The sequence below is a fragment of the Nonlabens xiamenensis genome (assembly GCF_003865345.1).
Lineage (GTDB): Bacteria > Bacteroidota > Bacteroidia > Flavobacteriales > Flavobacteriaceae > Nonlabens > Nonlabens xiamenensis.
In genome coordinates, this window is the sequence record NZ_RMVE01000002.1 from 544,188 (window position 1) to 569,375 (window position 25,188).

The following is a 25,188-nucleotide window of genomic DNA, read 5'->3' on the forward strand; positions in this document are numbered from 1 at the left end:
ATCTCATTGTATTGTCTCGAGGGCACAATATGTATCTTTGCATTATGGATTTAAAACTTATTTTAATCTCGTTTGGTTTGCTCCTGCTGGCTTTTGCGGGAATAGCCATTAAAATTTGGGCTAAAAAGGATGGTAAATTTGCTGGTACCTGCGCCAGCCAAAATCCTTACCTGAATAAAGATGGTCAAGCCTGCAGCATGTGCGGAAAACTACCGGATGAACAAGATTGTAAGAAAGAGGCCCAAGCCTGAATTCCATGGAGATAGGAATTGAGTACTATATTCTGGGAAGCTTTGCCCTGATAAACATCGCCTATTATCTCGCTCTATCAAAGGCTGGTTTCATGGAGCCTGTAGAGCCCTCTGGAAATACCACAGACCCTTGTTCGGTGATCGTTTGTTCTAAAAACGAAGTAGAAAATCTCAAAAACCTCGTTCCTCAGCTACTGCGCCAGGATCACCCCAACTTTGAAATCATTTTAATCAATGATGCCAGCGTAGACGGCACAGGCGATCTGATTGAACAATTTAAGCAGACGGACCAGCGGGTCAAAATGGTTAATGTCGTGAACAATGAGAATTTCTGGGCCAATAAAAAATATGCTTTGACCCTGGGTATTAAAAAAGCCGTCAACGACAAACTCATTTTTATAGATGCAGACTGCAACCCTGCCTCTGATAGCTGGCTTCGTCTGATGGCCCAGCAGTTATCAGAACATAAAAGCATCGTACTAGGTTATGGCGGTTACCACCAGATCAAAGGTTCGATACTCAACTCCTTAATTAGATTCGAGACAGTTTTTGCTGCGGTACAATATTTCAGCTTCGCTGCCTTAGGGAATCCTTACATGGGTGTAGGCCGCAACTTAGGCTTCACGGCTAAGGAGTTTTACGACAATCGGGGGTATATGAGTCACATGAAGGTCATGGGTGGAGATGATGATTTGTTTGTCAATGAAGCGGGAAATTCAAAAAACACAAGTCTAGTCCTAAATCCCGAAGGATTTACTTACAGCCTCCCAAAAACGAGTTGGTCCAGCTGGTGGAAACAAAAGAAAAGACATATCTCTACCAGTAGTTTTTACAAGAAAAAGGATCAATTGCTGTTGGGCCTGTTTTTTTTCTCCCAATGCGGATTTATAATTTCAGCAATAGTAGCGCTGTTTTTGGCCCCTAGCATACTGGCAGTCTTAGGTATAATTGTATTGAGATACACAATTTTCTGGATTGTTTTAGGTCGTGGTATGTATCGCTTTCGCGAAAGCGATCTTACACCATGGCTACCCTTATTGGAAATAGTGCTGGTGCTCAGTCAGCTCTTGCTATTTGTCTCTAATATGGCTCATCGACCAAAACAATGGAACTAGTCAGGTATTCAACTGGCAACGACTACATATTTACTAACTTTGTCATATGGAATTAGCAAATACATCGGTAGCGCCACCAACAAAGGGAAAGCCCAAATGGTTGCGCGTCAAGTTACCGGTAGGTCAAAAATACAAAGAACTCAGAAGCACGGTTGACAAATACGATCTGCATACCATCTGTACCTCAGGAAGCTGTCCAAATATGGGGGAATGTTGGACTGAAGGTACGGCTACCTTTATGATATTGGGTAATACCTGCACCAGATCTTGTGGCTTTTGCGGTGTAAAAACAGGCAGACCAAATACCATAGATTGGGCCGAGCCTGAAAAGGTTGCCAGATCAATCAAACTCATGGGAATCAAACATGCGGTCATCACAAGTGTAGATCGCGATGACCTTAAGGATATGGGTTCCATCATATGGAAAGAAACCGTGGCAGCCATACGCCGCATGAATCCAGAAACCACACTGGAAACACTTATACCTGATTTTCAGGGCAATAAACGGAACATCAACCGAATTGTCGAAGCTAATCCTGAAGTGGTTTCTCATAACATGGAGACCGTTAGGCGTTTAACCAGAGAGGTGCGTATACAAGCCAAATACGATAACAGTCTTGAAGTACTGCGTTACCTCAAAGAGCAAGGTGTCAATAGAACCAAATCTGGTATCATGCTGGGACTGGGTGAGCGTGAAGATGAAGTCTTGGAAACCATGCGCGACCTGAGAGAAAACAACGTAGATGTAGTCACTATCGGCCAATATCTGCAACCTTCAAAAAAACACCTGCCCGTCAAGGAGTTTATTACTCCAGAGCAGTTCAAAAAGTACGAAACTATAGGGCTAGAAATGGGTTTCAGGCACGTAGAGAGTGGTGCATTGGTGAGAAGTAGTTATAAAGCACACAAGCATATTTTGTAAAATCAGCTCATGATTAAAGTAGGGATCAACGGATTTGGAAGGATCGGACGCACTTTTTTTAGAACCGTGTGGAATCATCCAGAAATCCAAGTTGTTGCCATCAACGACCTGGCCGCTGTCGAGACGATGTCCCACCTGCTCCAATACGACTCTATTCATGGTATCATGGATGCCGTCGTTACACACGAGAAACAAGGTTTAAAAGTTGACCAGCAATCCATCGGCTATAGTCAACATGCCCATTTGAAAGACTTGGATTGGCAGGATGTGGATGTTGTGATTGAGTCCACAGGAAAATTTAAATATCGGGCGGATTTGGAGAAGCATCTGGAGGCAGGAGCCAAAAAAGTAATCCTAAGTGCTCCTCCTCTTGAAGATGATATCAAAACCATCGTATTGGGAGTAAATGATGATCTCTTAAGAGATGATGACCTGATTGTGTCTACCGCTAGTTGTACCACAAATAATGCCGCCCCCTTGATCAAGGTGATGAGAGATCTTTGCGGAGTTGAGCAAGCCTATATCACAACTGTACACAGTTACACCACAGACCAAAGCCTACATGACCAACCACATCGAGATTTGCGCAGGGCTCGAGCAGCAGGTCAATCCATCGTACCGACCACCACAGGTGCCGCCAAAGCCTTGACCAAAATCTTTCCAGATTTAAGTGATGTGATCGGTGGTTGTGGTATTAGAGTCCCGGTTCCCAATGGAAGTCTGACGGATATGACGATCAACGTCAAACGCGAAGTAATGGTAGAGGAGGTCAATGAGGCGTTTGCCGCTTTCGCGAAAGCAAATCCAGAAATATTCTCTTATACACGAGTTCCGTTGGTTTCCATAGACATCTCAGGCAGCCCTTTTTCTTGTACTTATGATGCTAATATGACCAGTGTAATCGGTAAATTGGTTAAACTTATAGGTTGGTATGACAATGAAAGCGGTTATTCCAATCGATTAAAAGATATGGTGTTGCGCATGAACAGATAAATCAGGGTAATTTCTGGTTTAGTATCGATGAAATACCCTTTTTTATCGATTATTTATTATTTTCAGACTAAATAGGGCAGTAAAAATTATATTTGGTAATTGAATAGATATCCAATTTTGTATCGTATCTCCGCATATCTGTGTTTGTTTTGGATCTACATGTCCTCTTTTACGGCTTTCGCCCAGGAAGATGCGGCTGCTATTTCCACAGATAACCAGCGTATCGCGGTTGATCTGATTTTGGATCAGGCAAATTTAGCCATGCAAAAGGCCAACTATTCAGAAGCGATCAAATTCATTAACAGCGCTAGTGAAATCGCAACGGATTCTGCGGTATATGCCAGTACCCAACTCTCCAAGAGCCGTTTACTGATCGCTACCAATCAATATGAAAAAGCCGATATACAACTGGATGACATTAAAAGTCTGCTGGATGTTGATTCTGAGGATTATTTGGAGTACATGCTCCTGAAGGCTTTTATATTTCTCGAAAATGAAAATTATATCAGAGCCAACCAATACATCTCTAGAATAGAGAAGCTGGATAACATCAATACCTCTGGTGAAATCCTTTTGGAAACAAAGCTGCGTAAAGCCCAATTGGACCTGGCCGTAGAAAATGAATCCAGAGCAGCAGTTTCTCTGTTGGAACTTACACCCTTATTGGAGGACGCTGAATTGTTTGAACTTAGCGCCCAGGCCAATTATTTGCTGGCGACGATATATGAGGATCGTGGTGAACTGGAGGATGCTGGACTGTTTTTAGACCGATCCATTTATCTCGCAGAAACCTACGATTTTGATCTGATCAAAGGAGATATCTATAAATTGAAATCTTCCATTTTAAAACAACAGGATCGCCTGGAGGAAAGCATATTGTTTTTAGAGAAGTACTATGAACTTACTAACAAATCTGATGTGCTCGAAAACGGTGCGATAAGCTCGGTGCAAGTGGAGCAATTGAAGAGGGAAAACGAATGGCTTAAGGAGGAAAATATGGCGGTCAATGCTGAACTCAAGGGGCATGATACCAGTTATATATTACTTTGCGTATTTATTACTCTCCTATCGTTGTTGACCCTTTCCTTATTTAAAAATAATAAACTCAGGGCCAAAAGTAACAGTGCGTTGGAAAATAAAAATTCGGCACTGATCGATGAAAGAGACCGCGCTCAAGATGCTGCCAAAATCAAAGCTGATTTTCTTTCTACCATCACCCACGAACTGCGTACACCTATGTATGCGGTAACAGGATTGACGCATTTATTGTTGGAGACAAACCCTAGGAAAGATCAACGTGAGCATTTGGAAACCCTTCAATCTTCTGGAGAATACCTACTATCACTGATTGATAACATTTTAGACTTCAACAAGCTTGAAGCTAACAAAGTAGAGCTGGAAAGCATCCCATTTGACCTTAAGAAACGTATTCAAGACATCACGGTATCGCTTAAAGGACAATCCAGTGACCACAAAAACAAGCTACATATCTCCTACGACAACAGCATACCAACACGATTGGCTGGTGACCCGGTAAAAGTATCGCAGATCTTGATAAATCTGATTGGTAATGCAATTAAGTTTACCAGAGGTGGGGATATCTGGATTCGCGCGCAACGAGTAGAAACGCAAGGTCATCAATGCAAGATTCATTTTGAAGTGGAAGATAATGGTAAAGGTATTTCAGGTGAAAAACAACAGGCCATTTTTGAAAACTTCACTCAGGAAGGTTCTAGCGTGACTAGAGAATACGGAGGAACAGGTTTAGGATTGGCCATTGTCAAAAATCTGGTCGAGTTGATGGGAGGTAACGTTCAATTAGAAAGTAAAGTGGGCAAAGGAAGTAAGTTCTCTTTTGATATCACCTTTGACCTTCCGGATTCCAATAAATTTTATAAAGAAAATGGTATTGGAGCCGCCAAGGATATCTCACAGGGCATCATTTCAGAAATTACCAATGAGACCATAGAGCCCATTGAATCTAACAAACCTTTCGCCGATACTACTACCGACACTCCTGCCTCACAAGAGACTGCACCAGTTCCTGCCAAAGAACCATCAGGATCTCAGGATGACGTTATCAGCTCCAAGCCACCATCGCCTAAGGACTTACTAAACAAACGCATACTAGTTGTCGAGGATAACAAGATCAATCAAATGATTACCCGGAAAATCCTGGAAGGTAAAAACTTTAATTGTGCTGTTGCTAACAACGGATTGGAAGCTGTAGAAATGGTCAACCGGGAGTCTTTTGATCTGATCCTTATGGACATACATATGCCTGTCATGGATGGAAAAGAAGCGACAAAAAAAATACGAAGTTTTGACCGTGAAATTCCAATCATTGCATTGACAGCAGTGACACTTAACGAATCTGAAAAAGAATTCTATGAAATCGGGTTTGATGACATCATACCCAAGCCGTTTAAAATGGATGATTTCTTCAGCAAAATCCAACGCGCATTTTCAAACTACCAAGTCCTCTAGTACTAAATTATCACCAATGAACTTGGTGGAAATAGACAGGTAATACAGATGGGGTAATTGATAGGTTTCCAATCTTCGGTAATCCTTTTCCGTCGTAATTACGATGTCAAACTTTTTTATTTGATCTACTTCAACCTCTTTGAACCGGTGATGATCTCCAAATTTAAAGTGTTTGAACACAAAAAATTGATTCAAGTGATTCAGAAATGGTTGTGGGTTGGCAATACCTGTCACCACCGAAATTTCTTTACCTTGAAGTTGATCAAGAGCTAGAGACCCTGCAACGCCTTGCACATAATGCTCATAAGCGATGGTGGCAAAATATAAATCTTGATCGGCGGTCGGATTCAATTTGTGAGCAATACGCACTTGCTCTTTCTCAGATAAGTCCGGCGGACATTTGGTAACCACGATCTGATCAGCGCGTTGGGCAGCACGAGAAGATTCCCTTAAATTCCCTGCAGGGAGTACATAATCATCTACATACAAATCATTAAAACTTGTCAATAAAATATAGTGGGCAGCTTTGACGTACCTATGTTGATAGGCATCATCCAATATAATGAGGTCAGGAGAATGGTCGTTCATTAGTCGCTCAATCCCATCAACTCTTTTTTCACAGACGGCGCTGATAATGGCGTCACCAAATTTTCTTTTGATTTGGAGTGGCTCATCTCCAACTTCATCCGTTGAATGATCTTCGTTCAATAAAATATAACCCTTAGTCTGCCTACCATAACCACGGCTGAGCACGGCTACTTTTTTAGGGAGATATGTGTGGATTAAATATTCTACCATTGGTGTCTTGCCAGTTCCTCCAGTAGAGAGGTTTCCTACTGCTATAACCGGTACATCAAAGCTTTGTTGGGAAAGCCAACCCTGGTCAAAAGCCAAGTTCCGCAACGCGGTAACCCCATCGTAAAGTATGGAAAACGGATATAAAAGCAGACGCAATTCTTGCATGCCTTCAAAAGTAGGTTAATTTTACAACAGACGTAAAATTATGAGCAATATGATGATCAAGGAAGTGATCGCCAGTATAGAGCAATTGGCGCCCAGGTCTTATGCAGAAGACTTTGACAATACAGGTCTACTTACAGGATCTTCTGATATGAAGGTGAAAGGTGTTCTGGTGACGCTGGATTGTTTGGAACAGGTAGTGGATGAAGCTATTGATACAGGATGCAATTTGATCGTGAGTTTTCACCCCATCATTTTTTCCGGACTGAAAAGTCTGGTAGCCAAGGATTACGTCAGCAGGGCTGTGGTCAAAGCCATCAAAAACGATATTGCTATCTATGCCACTCATACGGCATTGGATAATGCCAAAGGAGGAGTAAGTTACCGCATGGGGCAGGCCATAGGCTTGAGCGGCATGAAAACTTTGATCCCCAAAAAAAAATTAATCAAAAAATTAGTGACTTATGTTCCAACAGCTCAATTGGAACAGGTGCAGGAAGCCTTGTTTCAGGCTGGAGCAGGCAAGTTGGGCAACTATGCAGAGTGTAGTTTTGTGAGTCAGGGACAGGGTACCTTTAAAGGGAATGAACAAAGTAATCCCGCCCTAGGAGAAAGAAATAAGAGATCCACAGAGATAGAGTCACAGCTATCATTAACATTCTTACCTCATCTGGAAAACCAGATTCTACAAGCTTTACATAGTTCCCATCCTTATGAAGAAGTCGCCTTTGAAATCACCGAATTAGAAAATAAATATCAAGACATCGGAATGGGCGCTATAGGAAATCTAACCGACCCATTGGAAACCCAAGCATTTTTAGATCTGATCAAGCGATCCTTTGATACAGGATCAGTCAGGTATTCCCATAACTTTCAATCTAACAAAGGCCAGAGAAAGATAATTAAAACGGTAGCCGTATTGGGAGGTTCAGGTGCTTTTGCGATCAATGACGCCAAGGCTGCTGGGGCTGATGCCTATGTCACGGCAGATTTAAAATATCATGATTTTTTCCAGGGCGAACGATTATTATTGTGTGATGTGGGACATTATGAAAGCGAGCAGTTTACAAAAAATCTACTATATGAATATCTTAGTGAAAAATTTAGTAATTTTGCAGTTCTTTGCGCGAAAGCAAGAACAAACCCAGTAAATTATTTTTAGACGATGGCAAAAAAGACCGAGGCGACTGTAGAAGAAAAGTTAAGAGAACTTTACAACCTACAACTAATCGATTCCCGTATTGACGAGATACGCAATGTGCGTGGTGAATTACCTCTGGAAGTTCAGGATCTTGAAGATGAAGTGGAAGGATTGAAAACTCGTTTGGCAAAGCTGGATGGACATGTAGATGAACTCAATGAGAACATCAAGTCCAAAAAGAATTTGATTGAAGAAGCCAAAGCCCTCATCACCAAGTACTCTGAGCAACAGAAAAACGTACGAAACAACCGAGAGTTCAATTCTCTTTCTAAGGAAATAGAATTTCAGGAGTTGGAAATGGAATTGGCTGAAAAGCACATTAGAGAATTCAAGGCACAGATCGAGCAACAGAATGAAGTGATCGATCAAAGCAAAGAGCGCCTGAATGAGCGTGAAGAGCATTTGAAGCACAAAAAGGCTGAACTCTCAGAGATTCTTAAGGAGACCGAAAAAGAAGAGCAGGCCTTGCTCAAAATGAGTCAGGACCATGCCCAAAGTATTGAAGATCGTTTAATCAAAGCATACACCCGTATCAGAACAAGCGTTAAAAACGGACTTGCTGTGGTGCCCATCGAGCGTGGAGCATCTGGAGGATCTTATTTTACGATTCCCCCACAGGTTCAGGTAGAAATTGCCAGCCGTAAGAAAATCATCACCGATGAGCATTCTGGGCGTATTCTAGTTGATGCTGCCTTGGCCGAGGAACAGGTGGAAGAAATGGAAAAGACGTTTGCCAAACTATAGTAGTATCAGGTACTTACCCTATTTAAAAACCCTTTAACCTTTCGGTCTAAAGGGTTTTTATTTAACGATGCTTTAATACTGCACTGGCACAAGCATTGATAGTTTTGTTAAAAATACCCTATAAATGAAGACCTTATCCTTACTCCTATTAATGATCATTGCAAGCACTTGCGATACTAAAAGTGCTGAAAAAGATCAAGCATCAAATTCTACCTCAGAGACCCAGTCCACGCAAGCGCCTGTTGAAGTGCCTAGTCAAGACGGTTTAGAACGCGCCTATTTTGCCAGTGGCTGCTTTTGGTGTGTAGAAGAAATTTATGAATCTGTAAAGGGTGTTGAAGAAGCTATCTCTGGATACTCAGGTGGTCATACTAAAAACCCAACTTATGAGCAGAGCAACACTGGTAGAACAGGGCATGCTGAGGCCAACGAAATAATTTATTATCCATCAGTAGTTGACTTCAAGACTTTGGTGGATGTTTATTTTGCCTCACAAAACATCGAGCAGGTAAATGGACAGGGACCTGATCGAGGCTCTCAATACCGCAGTATTATTTTCTATCAAAATGATCAGCAGAAAAAAATCATCGAAGACAAAATTGCTATGCTGGAAAAAGACGGATTGAATGTAGCTGCTGAGGTTAAGCCGTTCGAAAAATTTTGGAAAGCTGAAGATTATCATCAGGACTACGCCAAAAAGCACCCTGATAATGGCTATATCCAGAATGTATCAATACCTAGATTTAAAAAGTTTGCTGCTAAGATGCCAGAGGTTATCCGAGAAGATGCCATGCACTAATCAAATCCGCCAAAATAGTACGCGACATAAACCAAAGAGAGTAGGCTTAGTACGACAATCCCCACGACGCTGAGTAGTTTCATCCATAGCTTTGGTTGAGCAGCTGCTGGAAAATCTTTACGGGTGACCAAAATATAGTTGAGCACGGCCACCACAGGAGCAAAAAGGAAAGATAAAATTGTTGCAATGTCCACGATCAACAAAAAACCTTTGGGTTGGTCTTTTAATAACCAACACAACAAAAATGCACCCAGGGCAGTCATAAGTAAAGCAGACAGGTAAAATCGATCTCCAAGGGAATTACCATTTCTGAAGGCTACTTCCCAACTTCGTTGAAAGGCTCTGGAATAGCCGTCCAATACCCCAATACTGGTACCAAACATGATACAAAAAGCCGCTACTGCAATGAGGTAATACGACCAAGCTCCCATGGATTCAGTGAATAAGGAGATGACCTGGTTGGCAAAACCACCACTCCCTCCCATCACTGGTATCGAGGTTCCATAAACCAAGTACGCACCCAACGTCAAAAACATCACCGCAAGTGCCGCACTGATCCAATAGCCCAGACTAAATTCTCTTACAGCTTCCTTGACTGTAGAATGATAGCCAGATGTTTTTCGTTTTTCTAGTGTCCACAAACTATTCCAGGTGCTGAGATCAACCGCGGTAGGCATCCAACCCATCAACGCTATGGCAAAAGGAATCGTGGATACCACCCAAAGCGATGGCTCTTCAAAACCAGGCTCGATAGATACTGGCCCTTTCCACAACACCATCAAAAAGGCTATTGCAGTACAGCCAATCATAACCAAACCAACCACCTTAATCACTTGGTCCAATGCTTTAAACCTTCCAAAGGCAAGAATTAAAAAGCAGATCATGACGGTAAGTACTAAGGGTAACCAAGAGAGGTCGGTCCATTGCTTGAATCTAAACAATTCTTCCATAAAAACTGCGGTAACTTGAAATACAGCAGCACTGACAAAGAATAAACTGATCAGCATGACCAAAAAATAAGCGGCAATTGCCCATATACCTAACTTACGATAGCCGTCTATTAAACTCTTCCCGGTAGCGGCAGCGTAGCGGGTACCATATTCAAAAAATGGAAATTTGAGCAGGTTGATCAGGATAATTGGCATCAAAAAGCCAAAACCATACATCATTCCAGCGCGGGTACTTTGCACTAAATGACTTACCCCTATGGCTGTACTGGCGAAAATAAGCCCAGGACCCAAGACCTTATAAAATCCTTTCATATCAACAATATACTACAGTCCGCTGAGTCGCCAAAAAACTTGGTCTTAACTAAAAATGACAATTATTTATAGATTAGACGAAAACTGGTCTAAAAATGTAGTTCAGATGTTGAGTTACCACTGTTCAGTGGTATTCCTACAAGTGAAGCCAAGTAAGTATAATTTTAATTTTTTTTAATTAATTATTTTTTTATCGAAGCTTATTTATATATTTACCTCAGTTATGACAACCAACAATAATTTCGGATTCAATAATAATTCTTTGCCCAAGGTGAAGTAGGATCTGATATATAAACTAACTCAAGGCCTACTTTCACGAGTAGGCCTTTTTTATTTAAAACTTTTATTATGTGTGGAATCGTAGGAATGTTCAACTTAAAGAAGGACAGTCAGGAACAAAGAGAAAGCGTACTGGAACTCTCAAAAAAATTAAGACACAGAGGACCTGATTGGTCGGGAATCTACTGTGGTGAAAACGCTATACTCGCTCACGAAAGATTGACCATCGTCGATCCCCAATCTGGTGGACAACCATTATACAGTCCTGACGGTAAAATTGTTTTGGCCGTAAATGGAGAGATCTATAACCACCAGGACATAAGAGCAAAATACCCAAACTACCAATTTAAAACCAAGTCGGATTGTGAAGTCATTTTGGCACTTTATGAAGACAAAGGCGTCGATTTTCTGGATGACTTGACTGGTATGTATGGATTCGCATTGTATGACAGTACCAAAGATATATTCTTGTGCGCTCGCGATCACCAAGGAATTATCCCTTTATATTACGGGACGGATGAAATGGGACAATTCTATGTAGCTAGCGAACTCAAAGCACTGGAAGGAACCTGTAATGATATAGCACCTTTCCCTCCTGGACACTATTACTATAGTGTGGATGCCGATTTTACCCCATGGTTTGACAGGGATTGGAAGGACTATGCTGCAGTACGTGAAAACAGTAGTTCAGTAGAAGAACTTAGAAAAGCTATGGAAGATTCGGTGCACAGACACCTGATGAGTGATGTACCTTATGGTGTTTTGTTGTCTGGGGGATTGGACAGCTCAATCGTGAGCGCAGTCGCCAAAAAATACGCGGCCAGAAGAATTGAATCCGGCGATTATGCCGAAGCCTGGTGGCCACAGCTGCATTCTTTTGCTATTGGACTGGAAGGCAGCCCGGATTTGGATGCTGCTCAAAAGGTAGCAGATCATATTGGCACTGTGCATCACAGTGTAAATTTTACGATTCAAGAAGGCCTGGATGCTATAAAGGATGTCATCTACTATTTAGAAACTTATGATGTGACCACTGTACGCGCTTCTACCCCTATGTATTTACTGGCCAGAGTAATCAAATCTATGGGAATCAAAATGGTGCTTTCAGGTGAGGGTAGTGACGAGATATTCGGTGGTTATTTGTATTTCCACAAAGCCCCCACTGCCGAAGAATTTCACAAAGAGACCGTAAGAAAATTGGAAAGTCTCCACCTTTATGATAACCTAAGGGCCAACAAATCTTTGGCGGCATGGGGAATCGAGGGAAGAGTGCCTTTCCTGGACAAGGAATTTATGGACATTGCCATGCGACTCAACCCTAAAGATAAAATGTGTGGCAACGGTAAAATGGAGAAACATATTCTAAGAGAAGCTTTTGAAGACTATCTGCCTAAAAGTGTAGCCTGGAGGCAGAAAGAGCAATTTAGCGATGGCGTAGGATACAATTGGATCGACACTTTAAAGGAAGTAGTAGAAAAAGAAGTAACAGACGAAATGATGGAAGCAGCCTCCTTTAAGTTTAAAATCAATCCACCGCAAAGCAAGGAAGAATATTATTACCGCAGTATTTTTTCTCAGCACTTCCCCAGCGACGCAGCGGCCAGTTGCGTACCTTCGGTTAAGTCGGTAGCTTGTTCGACACCGATTGCCCTGGAATGGGATGAGGCCTTTAAAAATATGAATGATCCGTCTGGGAGAGCGGTCAGTGGTGTACACGATGATGGATATTAAAAAAAACCTTATTTCTTGCCAGTTTAAACTGCGGTAACTACTTTTACAGTAATGAAAAGAACAACACAACATACTTGGTGGTGGAATAATACAGCTCAAAAGCCGTAAAGTTGCCCCTATGTTGAAATCATAAAAAAGGTCTACTTCACGGTAGACCTTTTTGTTTTTAGCCTATTTAAACATGACAACAACAAAACATAAATACCATCCAAAGAGTGAGCATCGGGTCATACTGGCCGATACGCTTACACCGGTGGCAATCTATATGAGGCTAAGGGACAAATACCCCAATAGCATACTCCTGGAAAGTAATGAATACGGACAGCGCAGCAATAGTTATTCTTTTATTTGTTGCAATCCAGTAGCAAATTTTGAGGTCAACTATGAGGAACTAACCCGGGAATATCCCGACGGAACCAGCGATGTATCAGATTTCTCCAGAGGAATGAACTTGGCTGATGAACTCCAGGCTTTTAAAGACAGGTTTAAACCTTCTGAGTCCAATTTCCCGTTTCCAACCAATGGAATGTTTGGGTATTTAGGCTATGACGCCGTACAGTTATTTGAGGATTTAGCATTGCGCTTTCGCGAAAGCGAAACAACAAAACAGTCTACCCCACCCATACCACTAGCCCATTATCAGGTCTTTCAAAACGTGATAGTTTTTGACCATTATTACAACCAACTTTATGTTTTTGACCACGTCTATGGAGTGCAACACCCAAAACTGGAAGAGCTCATGGCAGTTATCAATCACAGGGATGTTGCCCAATACGGTTTCCAAATTCAGGAAGAGGAAAGTTCTGAGATGACTGATGAAGAGTTTAAGGAAATGGTTCAAAAAGGAAAAGAGCATTGTAAGCGTGGTGACGTTTTTCAGATCGTGCTCTCTAGGAGATTTGAACAGGAATACAGAGGTGATGATTTTAATGTATATCGCCAATTACGAGCAATCAATCCCAGTCCGTACCTGTTTTATTTTGATTACGGCAATTTCAGGATATTTGGATCTTCTCCAGAAGCCCAATTATTGATACAGGGAGATCAAGCCAGCATTCAACCGATCGCAGGTACCTACAAGAGATCGGGAGATGACACCGCAGATCTAGCAGCAGCAGAACGTTTAAAACAGGATCCCAAAGAAACGGCTGAACACGTCATGTTGGTAGACCTGGCAAGAAATGATCTGAGCAGACATGCCAGAGAAGTAAAAGTCCAGGACTATCAAAACATTCATTTTTATTCTCATGTGATCCATATGGTGAGCAAAGTAACGGGAAGTATAGACGAAAATGATAAAATTCAATTGATAGGTGATACCTTCCCTGCGGGCACCTTGAGTGGAGCTCCAAAGTTCAGGGCAATGCAACTTATAGATTCTTATGAGCGATCAGCAAGAGAATTTTACGGTGGTGCAATAGGCTATCTAGGATTTGACGGAAATTTCAATCACGCCATAATTATTCGCAGCATCCTGTCCAGAAACAACAAGTTGTACTTTAGAGCTGGTGCGGGAGTGGTGGTTGAAAGCGATCTGGAAAGTGAAACCCAAGAAGTATACAACAAAACCAATGCCCTTAGAAAGGCAATACAAAAAGCAAATCAATGAATATGAATATCAAGCCCCTTTTTCTACTCATGATCGTTTGCATGAGTCTTCTACTTTCTTGTAAGAATGACAAAACAATCATTTATGAGTCCTATCCAAATGAGTCCAACTCAATAATGATTACCCGATCAGAAGAGTTTAAAGACAATAAGTTTAAAACTGCCGACTATTTAACTAGTGATGAGGTGTACAATGCCATGATTTTTGAATATAACGTTGGCTCTACCATACAGGCTACGGATAAGTATATGCTCAAACCTATGCTGAAACAATATATTGTAGATGATAAGTCGGTTATGGAATTGGAGTTAAGAACCTATACCTTTTCCCTGGACCTTATCGACAAAGTAACGCTCTCAAAATCAAGAAATCCAAAGATATCAGGAAAATTATTTTCCAACTTTGAGGTACAGATTCAGCAGGAAGATGAGGTAACCCTATACCGATTGGATGAAGAAGGCTATTTTAAGAAGAGCTCATGAAAAAGATATTGATCATCGACAATTACGACAGCTTCACCTATAATCTCGTGCATTATCTGGAGGACCTGGGCGCCAATGTTACCGTTTACCGCAATGACCAGATTACACCAGAAGAGTGTGCATCTTATGATGCTGTGGTGTTATCTCCAGGACCAGGGATTCCAAAAGAAGCTGGAAATCTATTGGAGATTATAAAATACCTGAAGGATAAAAAACCTTTATTAGGAATTTGTCTGGGACATCAAGCAATAACAGAAGTTTATGGAGGGAAAATAATTAATCTTGAAAAGGTTTATCATGGACTTTCGACTACCATGACCCATGAAGGTGACGCTTTTTTTAAATCTATTCCCATTAGCTTTCAAGCGGGTCGATACCACAGTTGGGTAGCCGATGCCTCAAACTTCCCCTCTGAATTAGTGATTACCGCTAAAGACGAAAATGGTCAGATCATGGCCTTAAAAGATAGAACCCTACCCATATATGGGGTACAATTTCACCCAGAAAGCATCATGACTCCCCAAGGAAAATTAATGCTGAAAAACTTTTTGGAACTCATTGCATGAAACATATACTTAATAAATTATTTGACCACGACATACTCACTAGGAGAGAAGCATATGATGTTCTAAAAATTATCACTGGGGGTGAGGTGAATGACGGTCAGATCGCTGCATTTCTCACCGTTTTTGGAATGCGCAGCATCACCGTGGAAGAACTGGCAGGGTTTAGAGACGCTATGCTGGAACAAGCTTTGTTGATCGATTTGTCAGCCTATAACCCTATTGATCTTTGTGGAACTGGTGGCGACCAGAAAAACACTTTTAATATCAGTACACTGGCCAGTTTTGTTACGGCCGGGGCTGGGATTCCCGTAGCTAAACATGGGAATTATGGGGTAAGCTCCGTCAGCGGATCCAGTAATGTGATGGAACATTTGGGCTTTAGATTTACAAATGATACCACATTGCTCACCAGACAAATTGAGTCCGCCGGCATCACCTTTCTCCACGCTCCCCTATTCCACCCTGCCATGAAAGCAGTCGGCCCTATCCGCAAGCAACTGGGCGTGAAGACCTTTTTTAATATGTTGGGACCCTTAGTGAATCCTGCTAAGCCGAAATTGCAAAGCGTGGGGGTATTTAGTTTACAGTTGGCCAGGAATTATGAATATCTGTTCCAGAACGAACCAGAAAAGCAGTATGCCATCCTTCATTCACATCAGGGATATGACGAGGTAAGTCTCACCGGCAAAACTCGTCTGGCCAGCAATAATGGAGTAAGTGATGTTTTGCCCAAAGATTTTGGTCTTCAAACTTTGCAACCCGAAGATATTTATGGGGGAGACAGTATTGTCGAAGCAGCAGAAATTTTCATGAATGTTTTGAACAACGAGGGAACTGATGCACAAAAAAATGTGGTGATCGCCAATGCTGCCACAGCTATCGCGGTGGCCAAACCTGAATTAAACTTGCACCAGGCCTCCATCACCGCAAGAGGCTCCCTAGAATCTGGAAAAGCGTTGAAAGCTTTTGAAGCACTCTTAAAACTTACTCCCACCGTATAACATGGCAGATATTCTTAAAAAAATAGTGGATCATACCACGCAGAACCTAAGGAAGAGAAAGCAGGAGATGCCCTTGCAAAAATTGCGGGAGATGCTTTTTTATTCCACCCCATGCTTATCGCTGCACAAAGCCCTTGAGGATGGAAGCGGCATTATTGCCGAACATAAACGCCAAAGTCCAAGTAAAGGATCTTTTGATTGTCCGGCCAGTCTGATTGAGATAGTTACAGGCTATGAAAAAGCTGGGGCCAGTGCGATCAGTTGCCTGACCAATCAGCATTTTTTTGGTGGTACACTGGATGATTTAAGGGATGTAAAAAAACACATCAACATTCCTGTATTGCGCAAGGATTTTATGGTCGATCTATATCAGGTCCATGAAGCCAAAGCTTACGGCGCAGACGCGATTTTACTCATCGCGGCCTGTCTGGACAAAGAACAAATGCAGGCCCTGGCGCTGGAAAGTTTGAATCTGGGCTTGGACATATTATTTGAGGTCCACCATGAAGATGAGTTGGACACCGTTAAAAAATTAAGTGCTCAGTTTCCTAAAAACAAGTATATCATAGGTGTGAACAATAGGGACCTCAAGCGATTTAAAACTGATATTCAAGTCAGTAAAGATCTGTTTCCACATTTTCCTGATGGAGTATTGGCCATCAGCGAGAGCGGAATATCAGATCCTGAAACGGTCAAAGAATTACAACTTGTCGGCTACACCGGATTTTTAATGGGAGAAGCCTTTATGAAAACGGATGATCCTGGTCGCTCCTGCGATGAATTTATTAAAGCTATACGGTCATGATGATCAAAGTCTGCGGCATGCGGGAATTGGACAATATCCAGGAATTACAACAGTTGGATCTGGATTTTATGGGACTGATCAGGTATCCAAAATCCAAAAGATTTGTAAATCATCAACGCAAGCAGGAGATCGGCCAGCTGCAAATGAACAAAGGGACTGTGGGTGTATATGTCAATGAGTCGTTGGAGAACATACTGAAGGATATCATCCCCTTACAATTGGATGTCATACAGTTACACGGTGATGAGGATGTCGCTTTCGCGAAAGCGATATTAGAGTTAGACTTGAAAGTTTTTAAGGCGATTTCGATGGGTACAGAGATGGATATGAATAGGGTAAAAGAATGGTCGAATCTGGGTCAAAGATATCCTGGGAAGTTTTTTCTTTTGTTTGATACAGCTACTCCCGAATATGGTGGATCTGGAAAAAAATTTGATTGGTCCCTGTTGGCCGATTATAATGGAAAAGTACCGTTCTTGCTCAGCGGCGGACTGAGCCCAGACGATGTGGAAGCCGTCAAGGCCTTTAAAAACGAAATGTTTCTGGGGGTCGACCTTAATTCAGGCTTTGAATTGGCGCCCGGAGTAAAAGATATCGAGGCTATTAAAAGCTTCATTAAACAAGTTAGAGATGAGTAAATATCAAGTTGATTCCAATGGGTTTTACGGCGAGTTTGGCGGTGCTTTTATTCCCGAACTCTTATACCCCAATATTGAAGAATTGAGGGACAATTACCTAGAAATTGAAAAGTCCGCCGAATTTCAGCAAGAGTTCAAAGCCTTACTGAAAGATTATGTGGGCAGACCCACACCTCTTTTCCTGGCACGGAGACTTTCAGAAAAATACGGTGCTCAGATATACCTTAAACGAGAAGACTTGTGTCATACCGGCGCTCACAAAGTCAATAATACCATAGGTCAGATTATTTTGGCTGAAAAACTGGGCAAAAAACGTATTATCGCAGAGACCGGTGCTGGTCAACACGGTGTTGCCACCGCTACTGTTTGTGCCCTAAAAGGCTTGGATTGTATCGTGTATATGGGAGAAAAGGATATTGAACGTCAGGCTCCCAACGTCGCCCGTATGAAAATGTTGGGTGCCGAAGTCAGACCGGCGACAAGCGGATCAAAGACCTTAAAGGATGCCACCAATGAGGCGATGCGGGATTGGATCAATAATCCAGAGGACACCCATTACATCATCGGATCCGTAGTAGGCCCACATCCCTACCCTGATATGGTCGCCAGATACCAATCTGTCATTTCCGAAGAAATAAAAAACCAGTTGGAAGGCCTGCCCGATTATGTGATTGCCTGTGTAGGTGGTGGTTCCAATGCCATGGGTGCATTTTATCATTTCCTGGATGACGAGGAGGTTCAACTTATAGGTGTAGAGGCAGCTGGCTGGGGAGTTGAAACGGATAAAACTGCCGCAACGCTCAGCTTGGGAACACCTGGTGTTCTGCACGCCAGTAGGTCTATTATGATGCAGGATGCCGATGGGCAAGTCATTGAGCCTCACAGCATCTCAGCTGGTTTGGATTACCCGGGTATTGGTCCTGCGCACGCCTGGTTAAAAGTAAGCCAAAGAGCAACTTATATGGCAGTTACCGATCAATCAGCGCTGGAAGCGGCCACTGAGGTGAGCCGACTGGAAGGAATTATTCCCGCGTTAGAAACCGCTCATGCCTTCTCCGTGCTGAAGGATCTTAATTTAAAGCCAACTGATAAGGTCGTCATCAATCTTTCGGGAAGAGGTGATAAGGACATGGATACGTATATGAAAGAACTCAACCTTAGATAACACAAGCCATGAAAAACAAGCTGACCGAATTATTAGCTACCAAACCCAGCCAACTACTTAATATTTTCTTTACTGCAGGATATCCGCAGATAGAAGATACCAATCGAATTCTTTCTGCTCTTGCTACTGCTGGGGTAGATCTGGTAGAAATAGGTATTCCATTTAGCGATCCGTTGGCCGATGGACCTACCATACAAGAGAGTTCAAAAAAAGCCTTGGAAAACGGTATGTCTATCGAGCGTCTATTGAGCCAATTAGAAAAGCAGGACTTAGACTTGCCCGTATTATTAATGGGGTATCTCAATCCTATACTGCAATATGGTATGAAGAATTTCTGCAAGCGATGTCAAGAGGTGGGCGTGGATGGTTTGATTATTCCCGATCTTCCTCTTCAGATTTATCTCAACGAATTTTCAGGTGTGTTTGAGGAGCATAGTCTAAGTAATATTTTCTTGGTAACTCCGCAGACTTCAGAACAGCGAATTCGGGAAATTGACCGACATAGCACTGGATTTATTTATGCTGTGAGTTCTGCCAGTACTACAGGTAGCAAAAACCAATTTGCAACCGCAACTGACTATTTGAAGAAGTTAAAGGATATGCAATTGGAGACACCCATACTCACAGGTTTCAATATCAAAACCCAATCTGACTTTAAAACTGCTTGTGAATACGTGGACGGCGCCATTATCGGTAGCGAATTTATCCGACAAATAAGCCATGGTGAGCCACTAGAGGATAAGGTAAAAGGTTATGTTCAGTCAATCAGGTAAGTTCGTTTTGCTGTAATTGCTGCTATCATAGGAATAAATTCTTAAGAAAGGATTAATTTTTATGGATTCGCTTTCGCGAAAGCTGAATGCGTCTTACCTTTACCCCATCATGAAAGTAGAATTTACACATCATCATCATTTTTACACATCGCAACAGGCGTAGTAGAAATGTATTGATGTCACTCAACATATTATCAACCGTCTGTTATACAGGCGGTTTTTTTGTTTTATAACTTAAGATTTGCTTGCATACAGACCCAAAAGCTGAAACGCACAAACAAAATGATCAGAATAGCAGTACAAAAATCAGGCAGATTGTCCGACAAATCCCTTCAACTCTTGAAAGACTGTGGGATTAAATTTGAAAACGGTGGACGCAAACTCTCCACCCAGGCCAAAAATTTCCCCATGGAAATCCTCTTTTTAAGAGATGATGATATTCCGCAATATGTAGCCAATGGAGTAGCAGATTTGGGAATCCTGGGATTGAATGAGGTAGAAGAAAAAGACCAAAAGGTCGACGTGATTAAGCAATTGGGGTTTGCCGGATGCCGATTGAGTCTCGCAGTGCAAAAGGATGTCGATTATCCCGGCCTTGAATGGTTCAATGGTAAGCGGGTAGCCAGTAGTTACACCACTATCGTAGAAAAGTTTTTTAAAGATAAAGGCATCCAGGCTACCACTGAAGAAATCGGCGGATCAGTAGAGATCGCTCCGGGAATAGGCCTTGCCGATGGTATTTGTGACATTGTTTCGACCGGATCAACTTTGATCATGAACGGACTGAAAGAAGTAGAAACAGTAATGTATAGTGAAGCTGTACTGATTTCCAATCCAACATTAGATAATCAGAAAAAGGAATTGTTGGAGAAATTGATGTTCAGGATGGAAGCCGTGCAAAATGCCGCAAAGAGCAAATACATCCTACTAAATGCCCCCAACGATAAGATAGAGGAAATTTCCAGCCTATTGCCAGGAATGAAAAGTCCGACCGTATTACCACTCGCAGAGGCAGGTTGGTCCAGTTTGCACTCCGTGATCGAGGAAAACGATTTTTGGAATGTGATTGATCAACTAAAGGATGCCGGTGCTCAGGGAATTTTGGTAAGTCCTATTGAAAAACTGATCGCCTGATGAAGATTTATACCCATCCAGTCCCTTCGGATCAAATTTCGTTACTGGAACGTCCACAACAACAAAAGCAACAAGTTGATGAGGCGGTACAAGAGATTATCGGACTGGTGCGCCGGAATGGCGACAAAGCCTTGTTGGCTTTTGCAGAAAAATTTGACAAGGCTCAATTGAACCAGCTCCAAGTGTCTCCCGAAGAAATTCAGACCGCAGCCGAATTACTATCGCCCACGCTCAAAGCAGCCATTCAAACTGCCTATGAAAATATATATAGGTTTCACGAGGCTTGTTTTACGAGGGACTATCCTGTGATCAATACCATGCCAGGTATCAAATGTTGGCGCAGGTCCATGCCAATTCAAAAAGTCGGACTTTATATTCCTGGAGGTACCGCTCCCCTATTTTCTACAGTTTTGATGCTAGGGATACCAGCCAAAATTGCCGGAAACGAGCAAGTCGTTTTATGCAGTCCTACAGATCAGCAAGGTAACATTCACCCTGCGGTTTTATATACGGCGCAACTTTGCGGTATCTCAGAGATCTACAAAACCGGAGGTGCACAGGCAATAGCAGCCATGACCTATGGAACCGAGAGTATTCCTGCAGTCAACAAAATTTTCGGACCTGGAAATGCCTTTGTAACCCGAGCAAAGGAGCTCTCACAACAAGCTGGTGTTGCGATTGATATGCCGGCAGGACCCAGCGAGGTTTTGATCATCGCAGACGCCCAGGCTGACCCAGCCTTTGTAGCGGCAGACCTGTTGGCGCAGGCAGAACACGGTCCAGACAGTCAGGTGATCTTGTTGACTGATAGTGTCGATCTGGCTCAAACTGTCCAGCAGAACATTGAAGAACAATTGGAGTCGCTTCCGCGAAAGCTAACCGCACAACAAGCACTGAAAAACAGTAAAAGCATTATTTTGACCAGCATTGAAGAATGCGTTGCATGGTCTGATGCCTATGCTCCCGAACACCTGATCATCAATACACAAAATGCAACATCTTTAGCACAATCCATCAAGGTAGCCGGTTCGGTCTTTATCGGTTCATTGACCTGTGAGAGTTTGGGTGACTATGCCAGCGGTACCAATCACACCTTACCTACCTATGGCTATGCACGTAATTACAGCGGAGTAAGCGTGGATAGCTTTGTCAATAAAGTGACCTTCCAGGAGGCAGATGCACAAGGCATTCAATTATTGGGACCAGCCGTGGAAGCCATGGCCGCTGCCGAAGGATTGGATGCTCATAAAAATGCGGTAAGCCTTAGATTATCAAAAATCAAGAAATCATGAAAGCCTTTGACCTAAAATCCATCGTACGCCAAAACATTTGGGAATTACAGGCTTATTCCAGTGCTCGCTCTGAATTTGATTTATACAGCAGTGACAAGAGTGATCTCACGCTACTTGATGCCAATGAAAACCCAGAATCCGAACAACAACTCAACCGGTACCCAGATCCGCTGCAATCCGATCTCAAAGAGGCATTGGCCCAACAGAAAGGCTTATCCGTAGATCAAATTTTTGTCGGCAACGGGAGTGACGAAGCCATAGATTTGCTTTACCGCATATTCTGCCGGCCAGGAAAAGATAAAGTGCTCATTTGTCCACCTACCTACGGCATGTATGAAGTCAGCGCCGGAATCAATGATATTGAGGTATTGCGTGTACCGTTGAAGGAAGATTTTTCTCTCAATGATGAGGAAATCGTCAAACGTTGTCAGCAAGACCAAGACAGTATTAAAATACTATGGATTTGCTCTCCAAACAATCCCACAGGAAACTCCTTGCTGAAAGCAGATCTCAAACACGACTGGCAAGCAGAAAACTACACCAAAGCTGGAATCATGGACGTAGCTTTTGCACCCGAATTTGAACAGGAATTACTGGACAACCAACAACGTTTGGATCGCTTGTTTGGGAATTTCCATGGAATCATTGTCGTGGATGAAGCCTATCAAGACTTTACCGAACATAAAAGTTTTATACACCGATTGGCCGATTACCCCAATTTGGTGGTTCTCCAAACCATGAGTAAAGCACAGGGGCTGGCCGGTGCTCGGGTAGGATTTGCTTTTGCCAGCCCAGAAATTATCCAGTTGTTCAATAAATCAAAGCCGCCTTATAATGTGAATGAGCTTTCCCAAAAAGCTGCGTTAAAGGCTCTGAGTAATATCAAAACCACGCAAGAGGCCGTCAAACAGTTGATTGACAACCGCAAGTGGCTATCTCAGGAGTTGGCTCAGTTTGATCTTGTAAAAAAAGTCTATCCCAGTGAAGCCAATTTTGTGCTGGCAGAAGTTGAACAAGCCACAAATCTCTATAATTATTTAAAAGAACAGGGAATTATTATCCGTAATCGCAGTAGTCAGATACCGAATAGCCTCAGATTTACGGTAGGAACCCAGCCAGAGTGTAAAGCAGTAATTAAGGCCATGCGAGAATTTCAAAGCGCTCAGCAACAAAACATTAACCAATAGATCAACCAACCTCCAAAGACGATCATCTTCATGAAAAAAGTACTTTTTATAGACCGAGACGGAACCATTGTCAAAGAGCCTACAGTGGATTATCAACTGGATAGTTATGAGAAACTTGAATTTTTGCCCCAAGCAATCACTCAATTGCACCGCATTGCTCGGGAACTGGATTACGAACTGGTAATGGTCACCAACCAAGACGGATTGGGAAGCGATAGTTTTCCCGAGGATACGTTCTGGCCAGTACACCAATTGATGATGAACATCTTAGAAGGTGAAGGAGTACATTTCAGCGAGGTCGTTATCGATCGAACTTTTCCAGCTGATAATGCGCCCACCCGAAAACCAGGAACAGCCTTGCTGACTCACTATATCAAAGGTGATTATGACCTGGCAAACAGCTTTGTCATCGGCGATAGAAATAGTGATATGCAGCTGGCCTTTAATTTGGGTTGCCGTGGTATACAATTACCCAGTATTACCGATGATAGTGACTTTGAAAAAGCTGAAGTGGTGGCACTAAAAACCGACAGTTGGAAAGAAATTTTTCAGTTTCTACGCGGACAACCTCGTAAAGCTAGTGTCAAACGCAAAACCAAAGAAACCGATATTCAAATTGACTTGAACCTGGATGGCTCTGGTAATGGTACAATCGATACAGGACTCAAATTCTATGACCATATGCTGGAGCAGTTACAGCGACACGGGTCCTTGGATCTGGACATCCATGTAGATGGGGATCTTGAAATTGATGAACACCATACCATTGAAGATACGGCAATTGCTCTGGGAGAGGCCTTTGCCAAAGCACTCTCTACCAAAAAAGGAATCAACCGTTACGGCTTCCTGTTGCCCATGGATGATAGCCTGGCTCAGGTAGCTATTGATTTTGGGGGCAGACCTTGGATCGTTTGGGAGGCTGATTTCAAACGTGAATATATAGGGGATATGCCCACAGAACTATTTTTCCACTTTTTTAAAAGCTTTAGCGACGCAGCAAAATGCAATCTGAATATGAAAGTGGAAGGCGATAACGAACACCATAAAATTGAGTCACTATTTAAAGCTTTCGCGAAAGCGATAAAAATGGCAGTCAAACAAACTGGGGATGGAAAATTACCCTCAACCAAAGGAGTATTATGATCGCTATCGTAAAATACAATGCAGGAAATATTGGTAGCGTCACCAATGCCTTGAACCGTTTGGGTGTAGAAAATAAGGTTACTGATGTTCCCGCTGAATTACGTGAGGCCGACAAAGTAATATTTCCTGGAGTAGGAGAAGCCAGCACGGCGATGTCGTACCTTAGAGAGCGAGGTTTGGATCTTGTCATCCAATCTTTGACCCAGCCAGTCTTGGGTATATGCTTGGGCATGCAGCTCATGTGCCAGCACAGTGAAGAGGGTGACGCAGATTGTCTGGGTATTTTTGATACAAAGGTCAAGCGCTTTCCTCAAAATAAAGGACTGAAAGTACCGCATATGGGATGGAATGTAATTCATGGAAGTACCCCAATGAAAAATTCAGTCCTGATGAATCACCTGGACGGCAGTGAGGATGTATATTATGTCCACAGCTACTATGCGCAGCCCAGCGCGGATGCGGTAGCTATTTGTGATTATATACTCGAATTTGCCAGTGTCATGCACAAAGATAATTTCTATGCCACGCAGTTCCATCCAGAAAAGAGCGCAAAAGTAGGTGAGCAAATGCTCAAAAACTTTTTAGAATTGTAATTTAACCGTTGCCTTAAGGCACAACAATAATAAGTCGGAAGGGAGAACTGTTTTTC

At 42.4% G+C, this 25,188-nt stretch carries 24 protein-coding genes; 22 read left to right on the forward strand and 2 right to left on the reverse strand.

What is annotated here, in order from left to right; translation table 11 throughout:
• The first annotated feature begins 44 nt into the window (after positions 1 to 44).
• The 5 genes from EGM47_RS07450 (at position 45) to EGM47_RS16540 (ending at position 5,768) form a co-directional block, all read left to right on the forward strand.
• The gene (locus EGM47_RS07450) at positions 45 to 251 is read left to right on the forward strand and encodes a membrane or secreted protein (protein WP_124980144.1); all 207 of its coding nucleotides are present in this window, start codon (positions 45 to 47) and stop codon (positions 249 to 251) included.
• A gap of 5 nt (positions 252 to 256) precedes the next feature.
• Entirely contained in the window at positions 257 to 1,366 is a 1,110-nt protein-coding gene (locus EGM47_RS07455; protein ID WP_124980145.1) for a glycosyltransferase, read from the forward strand.
• A 46-nt stretch (positions 1,367 to 1,412) separates the two neighbouring features.
• Complete coding sequence (gene lipA, locus EGM47_RS07460; protein WP_124980146.1) at positions 1,413 to 2,288, forward strand: lipoyl synthase; 876 nt, start codon at positions 1,413 to 1,415, stop codon at positions 2,286 to 2,288.
• A 9-nt stretch (positions 2,289 to 2,297) separates the two neighbouring features.
• Positions 2,298 to 3,281, forward strand: a complete 984-nt coding sequence (gap, locus tag EGM47_RS07465) for a type I glyceraldehyde-3-phosphate dehydrogenase (RefSeq protein ID WP_124980147.1) — start codon at positions 2,298 to 2,300, stop codon at positions 3,279 to 3,281.
• 159 nt (positions 3,282 to 3,440) lie between these two features.
• Positions 3,441 to 5,768 (forward strand): ATP-binding protein, encoded by a 2,328-nt coding sequence (locus EGM47_RS16540; protein ID WP_240642334.1) that lies wholly within the window; start codon positions 3,441 to 3,443, stop codon positions 5,766 to 5,768.
• On the opposite strand, the gene lpxK is transcribed toward EGM47_RS16540, so the two are convergent.
• Complete coding sequence (gene lpxK, locus EGM47_RS07475; RefSeq protein WP_124980148.1) at positions 5,748 to 6,731, reverse strand: tetraacyldisaccharide 4'-kinase; 984 nt, start codon at positions 6,729 to 6,731, stop codon at positions 5,748 to 5,750. The genes EGM47_RS16540 and lpxK overlap by 21 nt on opposite strands.
• A gap of 40 nt (positions 6,732 to 6,771) precedes the next feature.
• Here lpxK and EGM47_RS07480 point away from each other — a divergent pair, with 40 nt between their 5' ends.
• From EGM47_RS07480 to msrA, 3 genes are all read left to right on the forward strand, one after another.
• Positions 6,772 to 7,890, forward strand: a complete 1,119-nt coding sequence (locus EGM47_RS07480) for a Nif3-like dinuclear metal center hexameric protein (protein ID WP_317126872.1) — start codon at positions 6,772 to 6,774, stop codon at positions 7,888 to 7,890.
• A 3-nt stretch (positions 7,891 to 7,893) separates the two neighbouring features.
• Complete coding sequence (locus EGM47_RS07485; protein WP_124980149.1) at positions 7,894 to 8,673, forward strand: zinc ribbon domain-containing protein; 780 nt, start codon at positions 7,894 to 7,896, stop codon at positions 8,671 to 8,673.
• Positions 8,674 to 8,797: 124 nt separating this feature from the next.
• The gene (gene msrA / locus EGM47_RS07490; protein WP_124980150.1) at positions 8,798 to 9,472 is read left to right on the forward strand and encodes a peptide-methionine (S)-S-oxide reductase MsrA; all 675 of its coding nucleotides are present in this window, start codon (positions 8,798 to 8,800) and stop codon (positions 9,470 to 9,472) included.
• Here msrA and EGM47_RS07495 read toward each other — a convergent pair.
• Positions 9,469 to 10,734, reverse strand: a complete 1,266-nt coding sequence (locus tag EGM47_RS07495; protein WP_124980151.1) for an NRAMP family divalent metal transporter — start codon at positions 10,732 to 10,734, stop codon at positions 9,469 to 9,471. The two genes, msrA and EGM47_RS07495, sit on opposite strands and share 4 nt — an antisense overlap.
• Positions 10,735 to 11,082: 348 nt before the next feature.
• Here EGM47_RS07495 and asnB point away from each other — a divergent pair, with 348 nt between their 5' ends.
• From asnB to hisH, 14 genes are all read left to right on the forward strand, one after another.
• Positions 11,083 to 12,744: an asparagine synthase B gene (asnB, locus tag EGM47_RS07500; RefSeq protein ID WP_124980152.1), complete on the forward strand. Its 1,662-nt coding sequence runs from the start codon at positions 11,083 to 11,085 to the stop codon at positions 12,742 to 12,744.
• Positions 12,745 to 12,925: 181 nt separating this feature from the next.
• Positions 12,926 to 14,353, forward strand: a complete 1,428-nt coding sequence (locus EGM47_RS07505) for an anthranilate synthase component I family protein (RefSeq protein WP_124980153.1) — start codon at positions 12,926 to 12,928, stop codon at positions 14,351 to 14,353.
• A gap of 2 nt (positions 14,354 to 14,355) precedes the next feature.
• Positions 14,356 to 14,835 carry a hypothetical protein gene (locus tag EGM47_RS07510; RefSeq protein ID WP_124980154.1) on the forward strand — a complete coding sequence of 160 codons (480 nt, stop codon included), beginning with the start codon at positions 14,356 to 14,358 and terminating at the stop codon, positions 14,833 to 14,835.
• The gene (locus EGM47_RS07515) at positions 14,832 to 15,401 is read left to right on the forward strand and encodes an anthranilate synthase component II (RefSeq protein WP_124980155.1); all 570 of its coding nucleotides are present in this window, start codon (positions 14,832 to 14,834) and stop codon (positions 15,399 to 15,401) included. The genes EGM47_RS07510 and EGM47_RS07515 overlap by 4 nt, the downstream gene beginning before the upstream one ends.
• A complete protein-coding gene (trpD, locus tag EGM47_RS07520; protein WP_124980156.1) occupies positions 15,398 to 16,402 on the forward strand; it encodes an anthranilate phosphoribosyltransferase in 1,005 nt (334 codons plus the stop codon). The genes EGM47_RS07515 and trpD overlap by 4 nt, the downstream gene beginning before the upstream one ends.
• A 1-nt stretch (position 16,403) precedes the next feature.
• A complete protein-coding gene (gene trpC / locus EGM47_RS07525) occupies positions 16,404 to 17,207 on the forward strand; it encodes an indole-3-glycerol phosphate synthase TrpC (RefSeq protein ID WP_124980157.1) in 804 nt (267 codons plus the stop codon).
• A complete protein-coding gene (locus EGM47_RS07530; protein WP_124980158.1) occupies positions 17,204 to 17,845 on the forward strand; it encodes a phosphoribosylanthranilate isomerase in 642 nt (213 codons plus the stop codon). Before trpC ends, EGM47_RS07530 begins: the two co-directional genes overlap by 4 nt.
• Entirely contained in the window at positions 17,838 to 19,010 is a 1,173-nt protein-coding gene (trpB, locus tag EGM47_RS07535) for a tryptophan synthase subunit beta (protein WP_124980159.1), read from the forward strand. The genes EGM47_RS07530 and trpB overlap by 8 nt, the downstream gene beginning before the upstream one ends.
• Before the next feature lie 8 nt (positions 19,011 to 19,018).
• Positions 19,019 to 19,783, forward strand: a complete 765-nt coding sequence (trpA, locus tag EGM47_RS07540; protein WP_124980160.1) for a tryptophan synthase subunit alpha — start codon at positions 19,019 to 19,021, stop codon at positions 19,781 to 19,783.
• A 282-nt stretch (positions 19,784 to 20,065) separates the two neighbouring features.
• Complete coding sequence (gene hisG, locus EGM47_RS07545) at positions 20,066 to 20,917, forward strand: ATP phosphoribosyltransferase (protein WP_124980161.1); 852 nt, start codon at positions 20,066 to 20,068, stop codon at positions 20,915 to 20,917.
• A complete protein-coding gene (gene hisD, locus EGM47_RS07550) occupies positions 20,917 to 22,209 on the forward strand; it encodes a histidinol dehydrogenase (protein ID WP_124980162.1) in 1,293 nt (430 codons plus the stop codon). Before hisG ends, hisD begins: the two co-directional genes overlap by 1 nt.
• Entirely contained in the window at positions 22,206 to 23,396 is a 1,191-nt protein-coding gene (locus EGM47_RS07555) for a pyridoxal phosphate-dependent aminotransferase (RefSeq protein WP_124980163.1), read from the forward strand. Before hisD ends, EGM47_RS07555 begins: the two co-directional genes overlap by 4 nt.
• Positions 23,397 to 23,426: 30 nt before the next feature.
• Entirely contained in the window at positions 23,427 to 24,539 is a 1,113-nt protein-coding gene (gene hisB / locus EGM47_RS07560; protein WP_124980164.1) for a bifunctional histidinol-phosphatase/imidazoleglycerol-phosphate dehydratase HisB, read from the forward strand.
• Positions 24,536 to 25,132, forward strand: coding sequence for an imidazole glycerol phosphate synthase subunit HisH (gene hisH, locus EGM47_RS07565; RefSeq protein ID WP_124980165.1), 597 nt, complete (start codon positions 24,536 to 24,538; stop codon positions 25,130 to 25,132). The genes hisB and hisH overlap by 4 nt, the downstream gene beginning before the upstream one ends.
• Positions 25,133 to 25,188 lie beyond the last annotated feature (56 nt).

Excerpts from the sequence above, each read along its gene's own strand:
- hisD (WP_124980162.1), top strand. The coding sequence starts at position 20,917 with ATGAAGATTTATACCCATCCAGTCCCTTCGGATCAAATTTCGTTACTG.
- trpB (WP_124980159.1), top strand. The coding sequence starts at position 17,838 with ATGAGTAAATATCAAGTTGATTCCAATGGGTTTTACGGCGAGTTTGGC.
- asnB (WP_124980152.1), top strand. The coding sequence starts at position 11,083 with ATGTGTGGAATCGTAGGAATGTTCAACTTAAAGAAGGACAGTCAGGAA.
- EGM47_RS16540 (WP_240642334.1), top strand. The coding sequence starts at position 3,441 with ATGTCCTCTTTTACGGCTTTCGCCCAGGAAGATGCGGCTGCTATTTCC.
- EGM47_RS07515 (WP_124980155.1), top strand. The coding sequence starts at position 14,832 with ATGAAAAAGATATTGATCATCGACAATTACGACAGCTTCACCTATAAT.
- EGM47_RS07505 (WP_124980153.1), top strand. The coding sequence starts at position 12,926 with ATGACAACAACAAAACATAAATACCATCCAAAGAGTGAGCATCGGGTC.
- hisB (WP_124980164.1), top strand. The coding sequence starts at position 23,427 with ATGAAAAAAGTACTTTTTATAGACCGAGACGGAACCATTGTCAAAGAG.
- lpxK (WP_124980148.1), bottom strand. The coding sequence starts at position 6,731 with ATGCAAGAATTGCGTCTGCTTTTATATCCGTTTTCCATACTTTACGAT.
- msrA (WP_124980150.1), top strand. The coding sequence starts at position 8,798 with ATGAAGACCTTATCCTTACTCCTATTAATGATCATTGCAAGCACTTGC.
- EGM47_RS07530 (WP_124980158.1), top strand. The coding sequence starts at position 17,204 with ATGATGATCAAAGTCTGCGGCATGCGGGAATTGGACAATATCCAGGAA.
- gap (WP_124980147.1), top strand. The coding sequence starts at position 2,298 with ATGATTAAAGTAGGGATCAACGGATTTGGAAGGATCGGACGCACTTTT.
- trpA (WP_124980160.1), top strand. The coding sequence starts at position 19,019 with ATGAAAAACAAGCTGACCGAATTATTAGCTACCAAACCCAGCCAACTA.
- hisH (WP_124980165.1), top strand. The coding sequence starts at position 24,536 with ATGATCGCTATCGTAAAATACAATGCAGGAAATATTGGTAGCGTCACC.
- EGM47_RS07455 (WP_124980145.1), top strand. The coding sequence starts at position 257 with ATGGAGATAGGAATTGAGTACTATATTCTGGGAAGCTTTGCCCTGATA.
- trpD (WP_124980156.1), top strand. The coding sequence starts at position 15,398 with ATGAAACATATACTTAATAAATTATTTGACCACGACATACTCACTAGG.
- EGM47_RS07450 (WP_124980144.1), top strand. The coding sequence starts at position 45 with ATGGATTTAAAACTTATTTTAATCTCGTTTGGTTTGCTCCTGCTGGCT.
- lipA (WP_124980146.1), top strand. The coding sequence starts at position 1,413 with ATGGAATTAGCAAATACATCGGTAGCGCCACCAACAAAGGGAAAGCCC.
- trpC (WP_124980157.1), top strand. The coding sequence starts at position 16,404 with ATGGCAGATATTCTTAAAAAAATAGTGGATCATACCACGCAGAACCTA.
- EGM47_RS07480 (WP_317126872.1), top strand. The coding sequence starts at position 6,772 with ATGAGCAATATGATGATCAAGGAAGTGATCGCCAGTATAGAGCAATTG.
- EGM47_RS07510 (WP_124980154.1), top strand. The coding sequence starts at position 14,356 with ATGAATATCAAGCCCCTTTTTCTACTCATGATCGTTTGCATGAGTCTT.
- EGM47_RS07555 (WP_124980163.1), top strand. The coding sequence starts at position 22,206 with ATGAAAGCCTTTGACCTAAAATCCATCGTACGCCAAAACATTTGGGAA.
- EGM47_RS07495 (WP_124980151.1), bottom strand. The coding sequence starts at position 10,734 with ATGAAAGGATTTTATAAGGTCTTGGGTCCTGGGCTTATTTTCGCCAGT.
- hisG (WP_124980161.1), top strand. The coding sequence starts at position 20,066 with ATGATCAGAATAGCAGTACAAAAATCAGGCAGATTGTCCGACAAATCC.
- EGM47_RS07485 (WP_124980149.1), top strand. The coding sequence starts at position 7,894 with ATGGCAAAAAAGACCGAGGCGACTGTAGAAGAAAAGTTAAGAGAACTT.